Origin of the sequence: Ectothiorhodospira marina (assembly GCF_900109495.1) — a bacterium.
GTDB lineage: Bacteria > Pseudomonadota > Gammaproteobacteria > Ectothiorhodospirales > Ectothiorhodospiraceae > Ectothiorhodospira > Ectothiorhodospira marina.
Window position 1 is genome coordinate 56871 of sequence record NZ_FOAA01000007.1, and the last position, 16486, is coordinate 73356.

Genomic DNA, 16486 nt, shown 5'->3' on the forward strand with positions numbered 1-16486 from the left:
GGACCCCTCTCCCGCCAGCCGGAGAAGGAAGATTGAGCCCCTCTCCCGCTGGCGGGAGAGGGGTTGGGGTGAGGGTGGCTTATACCCAAATCAAAAACTTCCCTTTGAGTTGGTGCCCCGCAACCGGCACACTTTCACACCTGGATTCTGCTAAAAACCACCCTGAGCGGATCATCACCACACCCTACATAATCATAACGACAGGTGACGGGGCATGAAGGCACTGCCGAAGTTTGAGGACCATTCCCGACAGGACACCCGGTACACCACGTGCTACATGTGTGCCTGTCGTTGCGGTATCAAGGTCACCGTCGAAGACAACAAGGTCCGCTATATCCAGGGCAACCGCAACCACCCGGTGAACAAGGGGGTGCTCTGCGCCAAGGGTAATGCCGGCATCATGAAGCAGCAGTCACCGGCACGGCTGCAACAACCCCTGATGCGCAAGCCCGGTACGGAGCGGGGGGCGGGGGAGTTCGAACCCATCTCCTGGCACGATGCCCTGAATCTGCTCACCACGCGTCTGGCGAAGATCCGCGCCACCGACCCGAAAAAACTCGCCTTTTTCACCGGTCGCGACCAGATGCAGGCCCTCACCGGTCTGTGGGCCACCCAGTTTGGCACCATCAACTGGGCGGCCCACGGCGGGTTCTGCTCCGTGAACATGGCCTCGGCGGGGCTGTACACCATGGGGCATGCCTTCTGGGAGTTCGGCGACCCGGACTGGGAACACACCAAGTACTTCATGCTCTGGGGGGTGGCCGAAGATCATGCCTCCAACCCCATCAAGATGGGTATCGAACAGGTCAAGCGCCACGGCGCCAAGTTCGTTTCCGTGAACCCGGTGCGCACCGGCTATCAGGCGGTGGCCGACGAGTGGGTGTCCATCCGCCCGGGCACGGACGGCCTGCTGGCCCTGTCCATGATCCATGTGCTGCTGCGCAACGACTGCATTGATCAGACCTTCCTGGTGCGCTACACCAACGCCCCGTGGCTGGTGGTGGACACCCCTGGGCAGAAGGGCCACGGTCTCATCCTCCGGGACAAGCAGGGCCAGCCCCAGTGCTGGGATCAGGAGGCCAACGCCGTTACCGACGCCTCCCAGGTGGAGATCCAGCCCGCCCTGTTCGGCGAATACACCGCCCCGGATGGTCGCCCGGTGAAGACGGTCATGACCCTGCTGGCCGAACGCTATCTGGATACGCAGTACGCCCCGGAGAACGTGGCCGAGCGCTGTGGCGTGCCCGCCGAGCAGATCGAGCGCCTGGCCCTGGAGATGGCCCACGTGGCCTTCAAGGAGACCATCGAGATCGAATGCGAGTGGACCGATGCCTACGGTCGCACCCACGACCGCTTCGTGGGGCGCCCGGTCTCCATGCACGCCATGCGGGGTATCTCTGCCCACTCCAACGGTTTTCAGACCTGCCGCGCCATCCACCTGCTGCAGATCCTGCTGGGCACCATCGATGTCCCCGGTGGACATTTGTCCAAGCCGCCTTATCCCAAACACATCCCCCCGGGCATCAAGCCCGCCCGGGAGATGGCCCCCAACACGCCCCTCAAGAGCCCGCCACTGGGTTTTCCCACCGGCCCCGAGGACCTGGTGATCGACAAGCAGGGCAATCCCTTGCGCATCGACAAGGCCTATTCCTGGGATGCCCCCATGGCCAACCATGGCCTGATGCACATGGTGATCACCAATGCCGTGAAGGGGGATCCGTACCCCATCGATACGCTGATCCTGTTCATGGCCAACATGACCTGGAACTCCAGCATGAACACCCGTCAGGTGATGGACATGCTGCGGGAGAAGGGCGAGGACGGGGAATACAAGATCCCCTTCCTGGTGGTATCCGACGCCTTCCACTCGGAGACGGTCAACTTCGCCGATCTGGTGCTGCCGGATTGCACCTATCTGGAGCGGCACGACACCATCTCCATGCTGGACCGCCCCATCTCCGAACCCCACGCGGCGGCGGACTCCATCCGCCAGCCCATTCTGGAGAAGGATCGGGATGTACGTCCCTGGCAGGAGGTGCTGGTGGATCTGGCCGGGCGGCTCAAATTCCCGGCGTTCACCGGTGAAGACGGCAAGCCCCGCTATACCTCCTATCAGGACTTCATCGTCAACTTCCAGAAAGAGCCGGGCATCGGCTTTCTGTCCGGCTGGCGAGGGGAGCAGGGCGATCAGGGGCTTCGCGGCGAGCCCAATCCGCGGCAGTGGGAGGCCTATGCCGAAAACCAGTGCTTCTTTGTGCATCATCTGGAAGACAGCCAGAAATATTACCGCTACTGCAACCAGGATTACCTGACCCTGGCCCGGCATGCGGGCTGGGTGGGGTCCACCGACCCCATCGTGCTGGAGTTGTACTCCGAGACCCAGCAGCGCTTCAAGCTGGCGGGGCAGGGGCTCTATGACGGGCCAACCCCCACTCGCGAGGAGCACAAGGAGCGGCTCACCCGCTACTTTGATCCGTTGCCTATCTGGTATCCCCCGCTGGAACACGGCCGCATTGATACCGATGCGTATCCCTTCCATGCCATCACCCAGCGCCCCATGTTCATGTACCACTCCTGGGATTCCCAGAACGCTTGGCTGCGGCAGATCTGTGCCGGCAATCGGCTATACATGAATCGGGGGCGGGCCCAGTCCATGGGCATTGAGGACGATGCCTGGGTCTGGGTGGAGTCCCACCACGGCCGCATTCGTGCCCAGGTGAAACTGATCGAAGCGGTGGAGCCGGACACGGTCTGGACCTGGAACGCCATCGGCAAGCAGGCCGGCGCCTGGGGGCTGTCAACGGATGCAGATGAATCCCGCAAGGGCTTCCTGCTCAATCACCTGATCTCCGAGTTGCTGCCCCAGCAGGGGGACGGACTGGACAATGTCACCAATTCCGACCCCATCACCGGCCAGGCGGCCTGGTATGACCTGCGCGTGAAGATCACCCCCGCCAAGCCGGGGGAGGTGGGTTCCTGGCCCCAATTCGATCCGGTGAAACCTCTGCCGGGCATGGGGGTATCGCCCAGCGCTGTACGCTATCAAACGCACCGTGGCGTGAATCTGAAACGCGGCCTCTGGGATGTACTGACGCGGGGCAAGCACCGGCGGTGAACCGGGCCCTCACCCCAACCCCTCTCCCGCGAGCGGGAGAAGGGCTCTAAACTTCCTTCTCCCCCAAGGAGTGAGAACTAACGCCCCCCTTCTCCCCTCGGGGGAGAAGGGACGGGGATGAGGGGAGCGGAGGGCACATGCCTTCGAGGCAGACGACTTGAGGAGCGATTCAATGCGATTGGGTCTGGTAATCGACCTGGACACCTGCGTGGGCTGCCATGCCTGTGCCGTGGCCTGCAAACAGTGGAATACCTCCGGCACCACCGGTCCGCTGACCGACATCTCCGCCTATGGCGCCGAGCCCAGTGGCGTCTGGTTCAATCGCATCCGTCACTACGAGGTGGGCGACTACCCCAACAACAAGACCGTGAACATGCCCATGTCCTGCATGCACTGCGAGGATGCGGATTGCGTGACCGTGTGTCCCACCGGGGCCTCCTACAAGCGCAAGGAGGATGGCATCGTCCTGGTGGATCAGGACAAGTGCATGGGTTGCAACCTGTGCGCCTGGGCCTGCCCCTACGGTGCCCGGGAACTGGATCCGGTGGATGGCGTGATGAAAAAGTGCACCCTGTGCATCGATCGCATCTACGACAAGACCCTGGACCCGGAGGATCGCCAGCCCGCCTGTGTGATCACCTGTCCGGCCCACGCCCGCTTCTTCGGCGACCTGGATGACCCGGATTCCGAGGTGAGCCGCCTGACCCGGGAACGGGCCGGGCAGAAACTCATGCCCGAGCTGGGCTACAAGCCCACCAACACCTATCTGCCGCCGCGCCTCACCCGGCCGGTGCCCACGGCAGACGTGCGGCGCAAGAGCCTGATCAGCAGTGTGAAGGAATGGGTGAATCAGGCCATTGTTCGTTGATGTGGACCTCGGCCCTCACCCCAACCCCTCTCCCGCCAGCGGGAGAGGGGCTCAAGGGCTTCCCTGCAGGCGCGGAGACCCAGACGCCCTTCTCCCCTCCGGGGAGAAGGGCCGGGGATGAGGGGGCGGCCGGCACGTTGCCCTTCGATCCGGGAGCAAACCAGAGCAACCAACAGGATGACACCCCATGCACCCAGCCCTTTCCGTGATCTTCTTTACCGTGCTTTCCGGCGCCGGCTATGGCCTGTTCATGCTGGTGGCCGTGCTGCATCTGGCCGGCGGGTACCCGGACGCCTCCGGGAGTGAGCTCCAAACGCAGCTGGCCGTGGCCCTGGTGCTGATCACCATCGGGCTCATGTCATCCAGCCTGCACCTGCACAACCCCCGTAATGCCTGGCGTGCCTTCATGCGGGTGCGCACCTCCTGGCTCTCCCGGGAGGCGGTGCTGGCCGTGGCCTTCTATCCCTTTGCCCTGTGGTATGCCTGGGAGACCCGGACCACCGGCGGTGATGTGGGTCAGGTGGGCAGGATCATGGGCATCATCGCCGTGCTGCTGGCGGGGCTGACCATCTTCTCCACCGGCATGATCTACGCCAGCCTCAAGACCATCCGCCAATGGCACACGGCCCTCACCCCGGCCAACTACCTGCTCCTGGGCCTGGCCCTGGGCGCCGTGGCCCTGGTAGCCATTCACGGCTGGTTCGTGGGGGCCAGCCCCCTGCTGGCGGGAATCGCCCTGGCCTTGCTGGTGCTGGCGGCGATCATGAAAGGCATCTATTTCCTGTGGATCCGCGAGGTGACCGGCCCCACCATCAACACCGCCACCGGATTCACCCGCGCCCCGGTGCGGATTCTGGACCCGGGCCATACCGCCGGCACCTTCCTCACCCGTGAGTTCGGTTTCGACCCGGGGCGCCGGGTCATCCAGCGCGCCCGCCTGGGCGTCTTTGCCCTGGGCTTTGCCCTGCCCATCCTGCTCCTGGCCTGGGTACTGACCGGCGCCCCGGTCCACTGGCTCAACCTGGCCCTGCTCTCCGCCCTGGCTGGGATCGGCCTGGAACGCTGGCTGTTCTTCGCCGAGGCCCGCCACGGGGTGATGCTGTATCACGGGAGGCAGCATACATAATCGAAAAGGGGGGGGGAGAAAAAGGGGGGAGAAAAAGGGGACAGACCCCTTTTCCGCGCGCCAGCGGCGCGCACAGAAAAGGGGTCTGTCCCCTTTTTCTCCCCCCTTTTTCTCCTTTTTCCGCCCTTCGCTATGACGGCGTGGCGGGCCGTGGTTTGCGTGAGCCACGTTTGCGGGGGGCGTTGCCGCCGGAAGGCTTGCCCGATCGCCCGCCGGAGCGGCCACGGGGTGAGTCGGCGGATTCCCTCTTGCGCTTGGCCGGGGGGGCCAGGTCGGTGGCCAGGACCGACGGGTCGGTCATCTCCGAGGTGATCTTGAAGCCGATGTATTCCTCGATCTCCGGCAGATGAAAGGCGAAGTCCTCGCAGGCAAAGCTGATGGCGTCGCCCTCGGCGCCGGCGCGTCCGGTGCGTCCGATGCGATGGACATAGTCCTCCCCCGACTGCGGTAGATCGAAATTGAATACATGGGAGACATCCGGTATGTGCAGGCCCCGGGCCGCCACATCGGTGGCCACCAGCACCTGATACTCGCTCTGCTCGAACTTGGCCAGCAGGCTCTGACGCTTGCGTTGTGGCACATCCCCCGAGAGCAGGGCCACGCGGATGCCGTTGCCTTCCAGCCAGGCCGTGACCTTCTCAGCCCAGTGCTTGGTGTTCACGAATACCATGGACCGCTCCGGCCCCAGTGTCTGCATCAGGCCCAGCAGCAACGGGATCTTCTGGTCATTGGCCGGATAGTACACGCACTGACGCACCCGTTCGGCGGTGACCTGTTCATCCTGGGTTTGTACCTTGGCCGGGTTGTTCATGTGTTCATAGGCCAGCTCCATCACCCGCCAGGAGAGGGTGGCGGAGAACAGCATGGACTGGCGCTCCGCGGGTGGGGGCATGCGCCTGAGCAGGAAACGCACGTCCTTGATGAAGCCCAGATCGAACATGCGATCCGCCTCGTCCAGCACCAGGGTTTGAGCATGGCGCAGATCGAAGACCTTCTGCTTGAAGTAATCGATGATGCGGCCAGGGGTGCCGATGAGGATGTCCACGCCCTCGGCCAGTTGCTTGCGCTGCTTGTCGTAATCGGTGCCGCCGTAGGCCAGTCCGAGGGTGAGGCCGGTATGGCTGCCGAGCACCTGAGCATCCTTGTGGATCTGGATGGCCAGTTCCCGTGTGGGCGCCAGGATCAGGGCCCGCACCTGGTTGGGCCGGCGCTGCTCCGGGGCCGGGTGACGCAGCAGATGCGTAAAGACGGTGATCAGAAAGGCTGCCGTCTTGCCGGTGCCTGTCTGAGCCTGCCCGGCCACGTCCTTGCCTTCCAGTGCTGGGGGCAGTGCAAGACCCTGAATCGGGGTGCAATGGGTGAATCCGGCGTCCTTCAAGCCCGCGCGAACCGGGTCCGGGAGGTCGAAACTTGCGAAGTGGGTATCAGAAACGTGTTGATCCGTCATGGAGTTGGGGCCTTTCCTCGCGGTATCATGTATGGACTTGAAATGGTGTGCCGAATCGGCTCCAATGATTCAATGCGCGGTGCATGCAGGCGAAATTCGCCAATTGCCCGTGCAGACATTCTAACCGGAGGTCAATCGCAGTGAGTGAAAACATCACCTATGTCACGGATGGAAGTTTCGAGGAGGATGTCCTCAAGTCTGATCAGCCTGTGCTGGTGGACTATTGGGCGGAGTGGTGCGGTCCCTGCAAGATGATTGCCCCCATCCTCGACGAGATCGCCGCGGAATACGACGGCAAGCTCAAGGTGGCCAAGCTCAACATCGACGAAAACCCGGCCACCCCACCCAAATTCGGCATCCGCGGCATCCCCACCCTGATGCTGTTCAAGGGCGGTAACGTGGAGGCCACCAAGGTGGGTGCACTGTCCAAATCCCAGCTGACAGCCTTCATCGATCAGAATATCTGAGCCTTTTTCGGGGTGTCCCGGTCGTTTCGGGCTGGACGCCCCGAAGATTTAATGGTAACGTCACAAAAAAATAATCTATACCCGGCTTGCCGTCCTGGCATTGTCGGTTCTCGACCCCAAAGCCGACCTCACGATCATGCGCCTTAGGCACGCCCTCCCTGGGCCTGCGCTGTCTGCGCGATAAAACCGATAGCCCACTCCCGCCTCCGCGAACCCTTTATGAACCTCACCGAACTCAAGCATAAGTCGGCCTCCGAGCTGGTGGAAGTCGCCCAGTCCATGGATCTCGAAGGGATGGCGAGGTCGCGCAAGCAGGACATCATCTTCTCGATCCTCAAGGCGCATGCCAAGGGCGGCGAAGACATCTTCGGGGACGGCGTGCTGGAAATCCTGCAGGATGGCTTTGGTTTTCTGCGCAGTTCCGACAGTTCCTATCTGGCCGGGCCGGACGATATCTACGTCTCACCCAGCCAGATCCGCCGCTTCAGCCTGCGCACCGGGGATACCATCTCCGGCAAGATCCGCCCCCCCAAGGAAGGCGAGCGTTACTTTGCGCTGCTCAAGGTGGACAAGATCAACTTCGAGGCCCCCGAGGCGGCCAAGAACAAGGTCCTGTTCGAGAACCTCACGCCCCTGCATGCCTCCCATCGCATGCGCATGGAGCGGGGTAACGGCTCCACGGAAGATATTACTGCCCGCATCATCGATATTGTCGCCCCCTTCGGTAAGGGGCAGCGTGGTCTGATCGTCTCGCCACCCAAGGCGGGTAAGACCATCATGTTGCAGAATATCGCCCAGAGCATCACCGCCAACTACCCTGAGTGCTACCTGATCGTGTTGCTCATCGATGAGCGCCCGGAGGAAGTGACCGAGATGTCGCGCATGGTGCAAGGGGAAGTGGTCTCATCCACCTTCGATGAACCGGCCAGCCGGCACGTGCAGGTGGCTGAAATGGTCATTGAAAAGGCCAAGCGGCTGGTGGAGCATCGCCGCGACGTGGTCATCCTGCTGGACTCCATCACGCGTCTGGCCCGGGCCTACAATACCGTGGTGCCCTCGTCGGGCAAGGTGCTCACCGGTGGCGTGGATGCCAACGCCCTGCACCGGCCCAAGCGCTTCTTTGGCGCAGCCCGTAACATTGAGGAGGGGGGGAGCCTCACCATCCTGGCCACTGCCCTGGTAGAGACCGGCTCCAAGATGGACGAGGTCATCTACGAGGAATTCAAGGGTACGGGCAACATGGAGGTGCACATGGATCGCCGCATCAGCGAGAAGCGCATCTACCCGGCCATCAACATCAATCGCTCCGGCACCCGTCGCGAAGAGTTGCTCACCGATCCGGAAGAGTTGCAGAAGCTGTGGATCCTGCGCAAGTTCCTGCATCCCATGGACGAGCTGGAGGCCATGGAATTCCTTCTGGCCCGCCTGCAGTCCACCAAGACCAACAACGAATTTTTCGACATGATGAAGCGCAGCTGACAGCGGCGAGCCTCGCCTGGGTGCGAGGCATGCTCATGTCGCGAATCACGGGTCACCCGTGTGTGTCGCAGAAAGCCTTCCCCGCGGACACCATCCCGTAGGGGCGCTTCGCGAAGCGCCCGGCCGGTGCCGAGGCTGTCATCGTACCCATCCGACAGGTCTTGGCAGTCAGACACACCGCCCGGGTCGTTCGCGAACGACCCCTACGTTACCCGTGTGTCTTCATGCCATACGGAGCATCGTAGAGCGCCCGGGTCGTTCGCGAACGACCCGAGCGAATCACGGGCCACCCGTGTGTGTCGCAGAAAGCCTTCCCCGCGGACACCATCCCGTAGGGGCGCTTCGCGAAGCGCCCGGCCGGTGCCGAGGTTGTCATCGTACCCATCCGACAGGTCTTGGCAGTCAGACACACCGCCCGGGTCGTTCGCGAACGACCCCTACGTTACCCGTGTGTCTCCATGCCATACGGAGCATCGTAGAGCGCCCGGGTCGTTCGCGAACGACCCCTACGTATCCGTGTGTCTTCATGTCATACGGGCCATCGTAGAGCGTACGGGTCGTTCGTGAACGACCCTTGCTGCCCCTCGGGCTCAGTCCCGCCAGTCAGTCCCATCCCTCCGGCGTGATCCCCCACACCTTCTCGGCATACTCCGCCACCGTCCGGTCGATGGAGAAATAGCCCATGCGTGCAGTATTGAGCATGGCGTGTCGCGTCCAGGCCTCCTGATCCCGGTAGAGTTCATCCACCCGCTCCTGCTCGCGGATATAGGACTCGTAGTCCGCCAGCACCATGAAGGTGTCCACCTCCAGCAGATGATCCACCAGATCCCGGTAGCGTCCGGGATCAGAGGGTGAGAAGAATCCATCACGGATCATGTCCAGTGCCCGGCGCAGCTCCTGATTGGACTCGTAGTAATCCCGTGGTCGGTAACCCTCGGCTCGCAACTGATCCACCTCGTCCGCGTTCAGGCCAAAGATGAAGATGTTTTCTTCGCCCACAGCCTGACGAATCTCGATATTGGCGCCGTCCAGGGTGCCGATGGTCATGGCCCCGTTGAGGGCCAGCTTCATGTTGCCCGTCCCCGAGGCCTCGGTCCCGGCTGTGGAGATCTGCTCCGATAAATCTGCCGCCGGGATGATGATCGAGGCACTGCTCACATCATAGTTGGGGATGAAAGCCACCTGTTGTTTGCCGGCCACCACCGGGTCGTGGTTGACCACATCGGCCACATCGTTGATCAGATGAATGATCTGCTTGGCGCGCACATACGAAGGCGCTGCCTTGCCGGCAAAGATGCTCACCCGCTCCACCTGCTCTTCCGTGCAACCGTCACGGATGCGGTTGTAATAGTTGATGATATGCAGCACGTTCAGGAGCTGGCGCTTGTACTCATGGATGCGCTTGATCTGCACATCGAACATGGCGTCCGGGTTCACCGTCAGCCCCAGCTCAGTCTTGATCATGGCGGCAAGGCGCTGCTTGTTGGAGCGTTTTACCTGCTGGAAGCGCTCCCGGAAGCCCGGGTTGTCGATCAGGGGCTCCAGCTGGGCCAACTGCTGCAGGTCCATCACCCACTTGTCGCCGATGTGTTCACTGATCAGGTCACGCAGATCCGGGTTGGCCTGGTTCAGCCATAGCCGCGGCGTGATCCCATTGGTGATGCTCACGAAACGACCCGGCCACAGGCGGTGAAAATCCCGGAACAGGTTTTTCTTCAGCAACTGGGTGTGCAGGGCCGCCACCCCGTTGACCCTATGGCTGCCCACCACGGCCAGATGGGCCATGCGCACCCGCCGGCCATTGGCCTCGTCGATGATGGACAGGCGCTGGACGATGTCATTGTCGCCAGGGAAGTTGTGGCGCACCTCGTTGAGGAAGTGGAAATTGATCTCGTAGATGATCTGCATGTGCCGTGGCAGTACCCGCTCCATCAGGTGTACCGGCCAGGTCTCCAGGGCCTCGGGCATCAGGGTGTGGTTGGTATAGGAGAACACCCCGCAGGTGATCTGCCAGGCCTGCTTCCAGGGCACATGATGCTGGTCCACCAGCAGGCGCATGAGTTCCGCGATGGCGATGGCCGGGTGGGTGTCGTTGAGCTGGATGGCCACCTTGTCGGGCAGCTCCTTCATGCCATAGCCCAGCTGGAGATGGCGCGACACGATGTCCTGGATGGAGGCGGAGACAAAGAAATACTCCTGCTTCAGGCGCAGTTCCCGGCCAACGGCGGTGGCATCGTTGGGGTAGAGCACCATGGAGATGGTTTCCGACTCGATCTTCTCCTGCACTGCGCGGATGTAATCGCCCTCGTTGAAATAATCCAGGTCGAAGTCCCGGGTGGCCTTGGCAGCCCACAGCCGCAGGTTGTTCACGTTCTTGTTGCCAAAGCCTGGGGTGGGCAGGTCGTAGGCCATGGCGATGACCTCTTCGCCATCCTCCCAGTGATGCCGGGTGACACCCCGTTCACGGTGCTCCACCACGTAGCCATAGAAGTGCACCGGGTAGATCTTTTCCGGGCGCGGAAACTCCCAGGGATTGCCGTAGCGCAGCCAGTTGTCCGGGTGTTCCACCTGCTCGCCTTCTTCCACATGCTGATGGAACATGCCGAACTCATAGCGGATGCCATAACCGTAGCCGGGCAGGCATTGGGTGGCCATGGAGTCCAGGATGCAGGCCGCCAGCCGGCCCAGGCCACCATTGCCCAGGGCAGCGTCCGATTCCAGGCCGACGATCTCATGGAGGTCCACGCCCATCTCCTGGAGGGCCTCCTTGCAGTTCTCGTAGAAGCCGAGATTCATCAGGCTGTTCACCAGCATGCGGCCGATGAGGTATTCCATGGAGAGATAGTACACCCGCTTCACCTGTTCCTGATTGAACAGGCGCTTGGTGTACATGCGGCGCTCGATGATGCGTTCGCGGGCGGCGTAGGACACGGCCTGCAGCCAGTCGCGCCGGGTCGCGTTAAGCGGGTCCTTGCCCACGGTGTGTATCAGTGCCTCGCGGATGGAGTCCTTGAGTGCGTCCTTGTCGCAAGACAACGGGGTCGGGTCGTAGTCGTGCACCATTTCCAGCTTTTTCATAGGCCTGTATCCGTGGGGGTGGTAGGTTCTGTATCCAGTCTCCGGACTTACGCGCTCACTGGCAAGGGGTGAGCCAGACGGTAGAATCGCGGTTCAGGCCGGCTCCGGCGGGGCCGTTCCCGAACGGCCCGTACAGGGGGCCGTGGTGGGTGTTGGGTGGGTGTCTTATCAAGCGCGTACGGGCCGTTCGGGAACGGCCCGGGCCCAGGCGTCCGGTTGACGGGTTGCCCGGAATTACGCTCCCGTCGATTCCCGGGCCACCGCGCGATGGCCGATGTCGGTGCGATAATACACGTCCCACCAGCAGATGTTGCGTGCCAGGGCATAGGCCCTGGCCTGGGCATCGCTGACCCGGTCCCCCAGGCCCACCGCGCACAGCACCCGCCCCCCCTGGGTGACCACCTTGCCATCCTGCTCGGTCGTGCCGGCATGAAAGATCTTGGCGTCGGTTCCCGTGTCCGTATCCAGCCCCAGGACCTCGTCCCCCTTGCGGTAACTCCCGGGATAGCCCCCGGCCGCCAGGACCACCCCCAGGGCGGCGCGTGGATCCCAGTCGGCGGCTACCTGATCCAGACGTCCCGCCAGGGCCGCCTCCACCAGATCCACCAGGTCGGAGCGCAGGCGCATGAGGATGGGCTGGGTTTCCGGGTCTCCGAAGCGGCAGTTGAATTCCAGCACCTTGGGGATGCCCTGGGCATCGATCATCACCCCCGCATAGAGGAAACCGGTATAGGGATGACCCTCGGCCGCCATACCTCGCACCGTGGGCAGGATCACCTGTTCCATGATCCGATCGTGGATCTCCGGGGTGACCACCGGTGCCGGGGAGTAGGCCCCCATGCCGCCGGTGTTGGGGCCTTGATCGCCATTGTCCCGGGCCTTGTGGTCCTGGGAGCTGGCCATGGGCAGCACGTGTTCACCGTCCACCATGCAGATGAAGCTGGCCTCCTCACCCTGCAGGAACTCCTCGATCACCACCCGACTGCCGGCGGCGCCGAAGGCGTTGCCCGCCAGCATGTCGCGCACGGCGGCCTCGGCCTCCTCCAGGGTCTGAGCCAGGATCACCCCCTTGCCGGCCGCCAGGCCATCGGCCTTGACCACGATGGGGGCGCCCTGTTGCTGCAGGTAGGCCAGGGCCGCGTCCAGGTCGGTGAAGCTGCCATAGGCGGCGGTGGGGATGTGATGCCGGGCCAGAAAGTCCTTGGAGAAGGCCTTGGAGCCCTCCAGCTGGGCGGAGGCCCGGCTGGGCCCGAAGATGGCCAGGCCCTGGGCCTGAAAGGCATCCACGATACCCGCCACCAGGGGGGCCTCAGGGCCGACGAGGGTCAGGTCGATGCCTTGCTCTTGGGCAAAGGAGAGCAGGGCGTCGATGTCGGTGGCCTCGATGGGGGTGTTCTCACACTTGGGCTCGCGCGCCGTGCCCGCGTTGCCCGGCGCCACGAAGACACGCCCCACCCGGTCCGACTGGGCCACCTTCCAGGCCAGGGCGTGTTCACGGCCGCCGTTACCGATGATCAGGATCTTCACTGTTGGCACCTCAATACCACTCAAAGTCAATTATTCACCGCGGGAGCGGCCCCGAAAAATGGGGACAGACCCCTTTTTGCCCCCCCCTTTTTTTGGGACCTGTTTTCTGCAAGGCCAAAAAGGGGTCTGTCCCCATTTTTCCTATCCCCATTTTCCGCCATTTTTCCGTACTCCTTTCGCGGCCAAGGGCCGCTCCCACGCTCTTCCGAACGACACCGGAGCCCCCGCCCTTGTGGGAGCGGCCCCCGGCCGCGAAAGGCGGAGCCCATGAACCCTGCATGCCCCTTTCGCGGCCAAGGGCCGCTCCCACATTGTTCGGGGCCTCCTGGATTGTCCCAGGGCTGTCCCGGATTGTCAGGGCCTTGCGCCTAGTGCCGGAAGTGGCGCATGCCGGTGAACATCATCGCCATGCCGTGCTCGTTGGCGGCGGCGATGACCTCTTCGTCCCGCATGGAGCCGCCGGGCTGGATCACGGCGGTGATGCCCGCCTCGTGGGCGGCATCGATGCCGTCGCGGAAGGGGAAGAAGGCGTCCGAGGCCATCACCGAGCCGGCCACCTGCAGGTTCTCATCGGCGGCCTTGATCCCGGCGATGCGGGCGGAATACACCCGGCTCATCTGCCCGGCACCCACGCCGATGGTCTGGCCGTCGCGCACATAGACAATCGCATTGGACTTGACGAACTTCGCCGCCCGCCAGGCAAACAGCAGATCCGACTGCTCCTGCACGGTAGGGGCCCGCTCGGACACCTGGCGCAGGTCTGCTGCCAGCACCTGCCCCAGGTCGCGATCCTGGACCAGCAGGCCGCCATTGACGCGCTTGAAGTCCCAGGCGGGCGAGGGGTTGTCATCCCACTGACCGCACTCCAGCAGGCGCACATTGGGCTTGCCGGCCACGGCCTGGGCCGCCTCGGGCAGCACCTGCGGGGCGATGATCACCTCCACGAACTGGCGGGCGACGATGGCCTGGGCCGTGGCGCCGTCCAGGGGGCGGTTGAAGGCGATGATGCCGCCGAAGGCGGAGGTGGGGTCGGTCTGAAAGGCCTTGTCATAGGCGGAGAGGCAGTCATGGGCCACCGCCACGCCGCAGGGGTTGGCATGCTTGACGATCACGCAGGCCGGCTCGGCAAACTGCTTCACGCACTCCAGGGCGGCATCGGTATCGGCAATATTGTTGAAGGACAGGGCCTTGCCCTGGATCTGCCGGGCCGAGGCCACGCCGGCCTCGGCGGGCTGGTGCTCACGGTAGAAGGCGGCGGCCTGGTGCGGGTTCTCCCCGTAACGCAGGTCCAGGGCCTTCTCGAACTGCACCGAGAAGGTACCCGGGAAGGCCTCACGGCTGCCGTCCTCGGCCATGGTGGTCAGATAGTTGGCGATGGCGCTGTCATAGCGACCGGTATGGGCATAGGCCTTGGCCGCCAGTTCAAAGCGCAGGCGTTGGGGTAGGGCACCGTTGCCGCTCTCCAGGGCGTCGAGCACCCGATCGTAGTCGGCCGGGTCCACGACGATGCCCACCGAGGCGTGATTCTTGGCCGCGGCCCGCACCATGGCGGGTCCGCCAATGTCGATGTTCTCGATGGCGTCTTCCAGGGTGCAGTCGGGCTTGGCCACGGTGGCCTCGAACGGGTACAGATTCACCACCACCAGGTCGATGGGCGGGATGTCATGTGCCTGCATGGCCTCATCGTCCACGCCGCGACGACCCAGGATGCCCCCGTGAATCTTCGGGTGCAGGGTCTTCACCCGCCCGGCCATCATCTCGGGGAAGCCGGTGTGGGCCGACACCTCCTTGACGGGCACGCCAGCCTCGGCCAGCAAACGGGCGGTGCCGCCGGTGGAGAGGATCTCCACTCCGCGCCCGGCCAGGGCCTGGGCAAAGGGCAGCAGCCCCGTCTTGTCGGAAACGCTGATCAGGGCGCGGGTCACGGGTCGGGAATCGGCTTGGGTCATGGTCGTCTACTACGGTTGGGGGCGAAAAAAACGGGAATTATACGCGGCGGGCACAGCACAAGGCCAACGATGCCAGGCTGCTGCGAAAGGGCCTGACCCTGACGATCGGCCAAAAAAAAGCGCGGCTTGAGGAGCCGCGCCAAAACCACCAAAGGAGGATGGAGGAGTATACCGAACCCCGGAATTGCTCCAGGAAACAGTATGGCTCTAATATCGTATGCTGCAGTGCACATGTCAAGCCCCACAGTGGGTTAGCCGCGATCTGGGTGATGAGCGGCCGGACTCCGGGGATGAATGGTGCGATGCACCATCGGGGTGCGGCCATCAGAGCTTGAGACGCTCCACCACCCGTCCATGCTGCAGGTGCTCATCGACGATCTCGTCGATGTCCTGCTCATCCGCAAATGTGTACCAGACCCCTTCCGGGTAGACGACGGCCACCGGTCCCTCGTTGCAGCGATCCAGGCAGCCAGCCACGTTTACCCGCACGCCGCCCTTGCCGGTGAGGTTCAGGGCCTTGGCGCGTTGCTTGGCGTGGTTGCGCAGCTCGCTGGCGCGGAAGTGCTCGCAGCAGTTGCCGTCGTCACGGTCGTTGGTGCAGAAGAAGATGTGTCGCTTGTAATAGGCCATATCAGTTCCACAGATCGTAGACCAGGCTGATGGAGGTGACGGTATCCGTCTTTTCCCGATCCTCGGGCACATCGGTATTATGCTTCACTGTGAGGGCAAATCGAGTGGTGAACTTGTCATTCAGGCGATAGCGCAGGGCGCTGATGGATTCCACCTCGGTATTGTTGTCGCCCGCCTGGATCAGCAGGTCCTCCGTGAAGCGCAGGGCGTCGTTGATGCGGTAATCCAGGGCGCCAGCGCCTCGAAGGATCGTTTCATCTTCGTTTCCCCCCCCTTCAAGTCGAGCCTGCCGCAGACCGGCACCCGCCTCCAGGTCCAGTCGGAAGTGTTCGGTATCGGCCACGCGGCGACCGTAGCCTGCCGACAGGGCGCGTTGGTAATCATAGCCGCTGAAGCGATCCTTCTCGCCGCGCAGCACCCCGAACAGGTAATCCCGTTCGGTGAGTTTGCGATCCGTCTGGAAGGTGCCCAGGTAGCGTTCCTGGGTGGTTGCACCATCCTCCGAGCCGCTATAAGCCTCCAGCTGCAACGTGTGTCGCCACAGGGGGATTTCGTAGCGCAGGCGGCTGCGCGCGGTGATGTTCTGCGCATCGGTGTTGCCAGTGGAGAGCATGGCCCCGAACTCCGCATCTCCGCTCCAGCCTGCATCTTCTCCCCACTCGGCGGACAGGATGGGGGAGACCAGCATCAAGGCACTGCTACAATAGGCGCAAAGCAACCGCGTACGAAACACGTTCATCACTCCCTTTATGATCCAGTTTGAGGGCGAACCCTAACAGATCCGCCGCTTGCAGTTCTCG

The 16486-nt window shown here is 63.2% G+C and carries 11 protein-coding genes; 5 read left to right on the forward strand and 6 right to left on the reverse strand.

Going from position 1 to position 16486, the window contains the following annotated elements:
- Window positions 1-214: 214 nt before the first annotated feature.
- The 3 genes from BMY52_RS07700 (at window position 215) to BMY52_RS07715 (ending at window position 5109) form a co-directional block, all read left to right on the forward strand.
- A complete protein-coding gene (locus tag BMY52_RS07700) occupies window positions 215-3115 on the forward strand; it encodes a molybdopterin oxidoreductase family protein (RefSeq protein ID WP_090253006.1) in 2901 nt (966 codons plus the stop codon).
- 172 nt (window positions 3116-3287) lie between these two features.
- A complete protein-coding gene (locus BMY52_RS07705; protein ID WP_090253008.1) occupies window positions 3288-3983 on the forward strand; it encodes a 4Fe-4S dicluster domain-containing protein in 696 nt (231 codons plus the stop codon).
- 187 nt (window positions 3984-4170) lie between these two features.
- The gene (locus tag BMY52_RS07715; protein WP_090253014.1) at window positions 4171-5109 is read left to right on the forward strand and encodes a dimethyl sulfoxide reductase anchor subunit family protein; all 939 of its coding nucleotides are present in this window, start codon (window positions 4171-4173) and stop codon (window positions 5107-5109) included.
- Window positions 5110-5239: 130 nt separating this feature from the next.
- Here BMY52_RS07715 and rhlB read toward each other — a convergent pair whose 3' ends face one another.
- Window positions 5240-6556 carry an ATP-dependent RNA helicase RhlB gene (gene rhlB / locus BMY52_RS07720; protein WP_090253016.1) on the reverse strand — a complete coding sequence of 439 codons (1317 nt, stop codon included), beginning with the start codon at window positions 6554-6556 and terminating at the stop codon, window positions 5240-5242.
- A gap of 140 nt (window positions 6557-6696) precedes the next feature.
- Between rhlB and trxA the strand changes: the two genes are divergently transcribed.
- Both trxA and rho read left to right on the forward strand, forming a co-directional pair.
- A complete protein-coding gene (gene trxA / locus BMY52_RS07725) occupies window positions 6697-7023 on the forward strand; it encodes a thioredoxin TrxA (RefSeq protein WP_025280414.1) in 327 nt (108 codons plus the stop codon).
- A 219-nt stretch (window positions 7024-7242) separates the two neighbouring features.
- Window positions 7243-8502 (forward strand): transcription termination factor Rho, encoded by a 1260-nt coding sequence (rho, locus tag BMY52_RS07730; RefSeq protein ID WP_090253019.1) that lies wholly within the window; start codon window positions 7243-7245, stop codon window positions 8500-8502.
- A 603-nt stretch (window positions 8503-9105) separates the two neighbouring features.
- Here rho and BMY52_RS07735 read toward each other — a convergent pair.
- The 5 genes from BMY52_RS07735 to BMY52_RS07755 all read right to left on the reverse strand — a co-directional run bounded on the left by BMY52_RS07735 (window position 9106) and on the right by BMY52_RS07755 (window position 16425).
- Window positions 9106-11580: a glycogen/starch/alpha-glucan phosphorylase gene (locus BMY52_RS07735; protein WP_177169892.1), complete on the reverse strand. Its 2475-nt coding sequence runs from the start codon at window positions 11578-11580 to the stop codon at window positions 9106-9108.
- Between the two features lie 234 nt (window positions 11581-11814).
- Window positions 11815-13107 (reverse strand): phosphoribosylamine--glycine ligase, encoded by a 1293-nt coding sequence (gene purD / locus BMY52_RS07740; protein ID WP_090253021.1) that lies wholly within the window; start codon window positions 13105-13107, stop codon window positions 11815-11817.
- A gap of 368 nt (window positions 13108-13475) precedes the next feature.
- Window positions 13476-15056 carry a bifunctional phosphoribosylaminoimidazolecarboxamide formyltransferase/IMP cyclohydrolase gene (purH, locus tag BMY52_RS07745; protein ID WP_090253024.1) on the reverse strand — a complete coding sequence of 527 codons (1581 nt, stop codon included), beginning with the start codon at window positions 15054-15056 and terminating at the stop codon, window positions 13476-13478.
- Window positions 15057-15380: 324 nt separating this feature from the next.
- The gene (locus BMY52_RS07750; protein WP_090253027.1) at window positions 15381-15686 is read right to left on the reverse strand and encodes a (2Fe-2S) ferredoxin domain-containing protein; all 306 of its coding nucleotides are present in this window, start codon (window positions 15684-15686) and stop codon (window positions 15381-15383) included.
- A gap of 1 nt (window position 15687) precedes the next feature.
- Complete coding sequence (locus BMY52_RS07755) at window positions 15688-16425, reverse strand: DUF481 domain-containing protein (RefSeq protein WP_090253030.1); 738 nt, start codon at window positions 16423-16425, stop codon at window positions 15688-15690.
- Window positions 16426-16486: the final 61 nt, after the last annotated feature.

Bases quoted from the DNA above. Each gene is read 5' to 3' on its own strand.
- BMY52_RS07700 (WP_090253006.1), top strand. From the start codon at position 215: ATGAAGGCACTGCCGAAGTTTGAGGACCATTCCCGACAGGACACCCGG.
- BMY52_RS07705 (WP_090253008.1), top strand. From the start codon at position 3,288: ATGCGATTGGGTCTGGTAATCGACCTGGACACCTGCGTGGGCTGCCAT.
- BMY52_RS07715 (WP_090253014.1), top strand. From the start codon at position 4,171: ATGCACCCAGCCCTTTCCGTGATCTTCTTTACCGTGCTTTCCGGCGCC.
- rhlB (WP_090253016.1), bottom strand. From the start codon at position 6,556: ATGACGGATCAACACGTTTCTGATACCCACTTCGCAAGTTTCGACCTC.
- rho (WP_090253019.1), top strand. From the start codon at position 7,243: ATGAACCTCACCGAACTCAAGCATAAGTCGGCCTCCGAGCTGGTGGAA.
- BMY52_RS07735 (WP_177169892.1), bottom strand. From the start codon at position 11,580: ATGAAAAAGCTGGAAATGGTGCACGACTACGACCCGACCCCGTTGTCT.
- purH (WP_090253024.1), bottom strand. From the start codon at position 15,056: ATGACCCAAGCCGATTCCCGACCCGTGACCCGCGCCCTGATCAGCGTT.
- BMY52_RS07750 (WP_090253027.1), bottom strand. From the start codon at position 15,686: ATGGCCTATTACAAGCGACACATCTTCTTCTGCACCAACGACCGTGAC.
- BMY52_RS07755 (WP_090253030.1), bottom strand. From the start codon at position 16,425: ATGAACGTGTTTCGTACGCGGTTGCTTTGCGCCTATTGTAGCAGTGCC.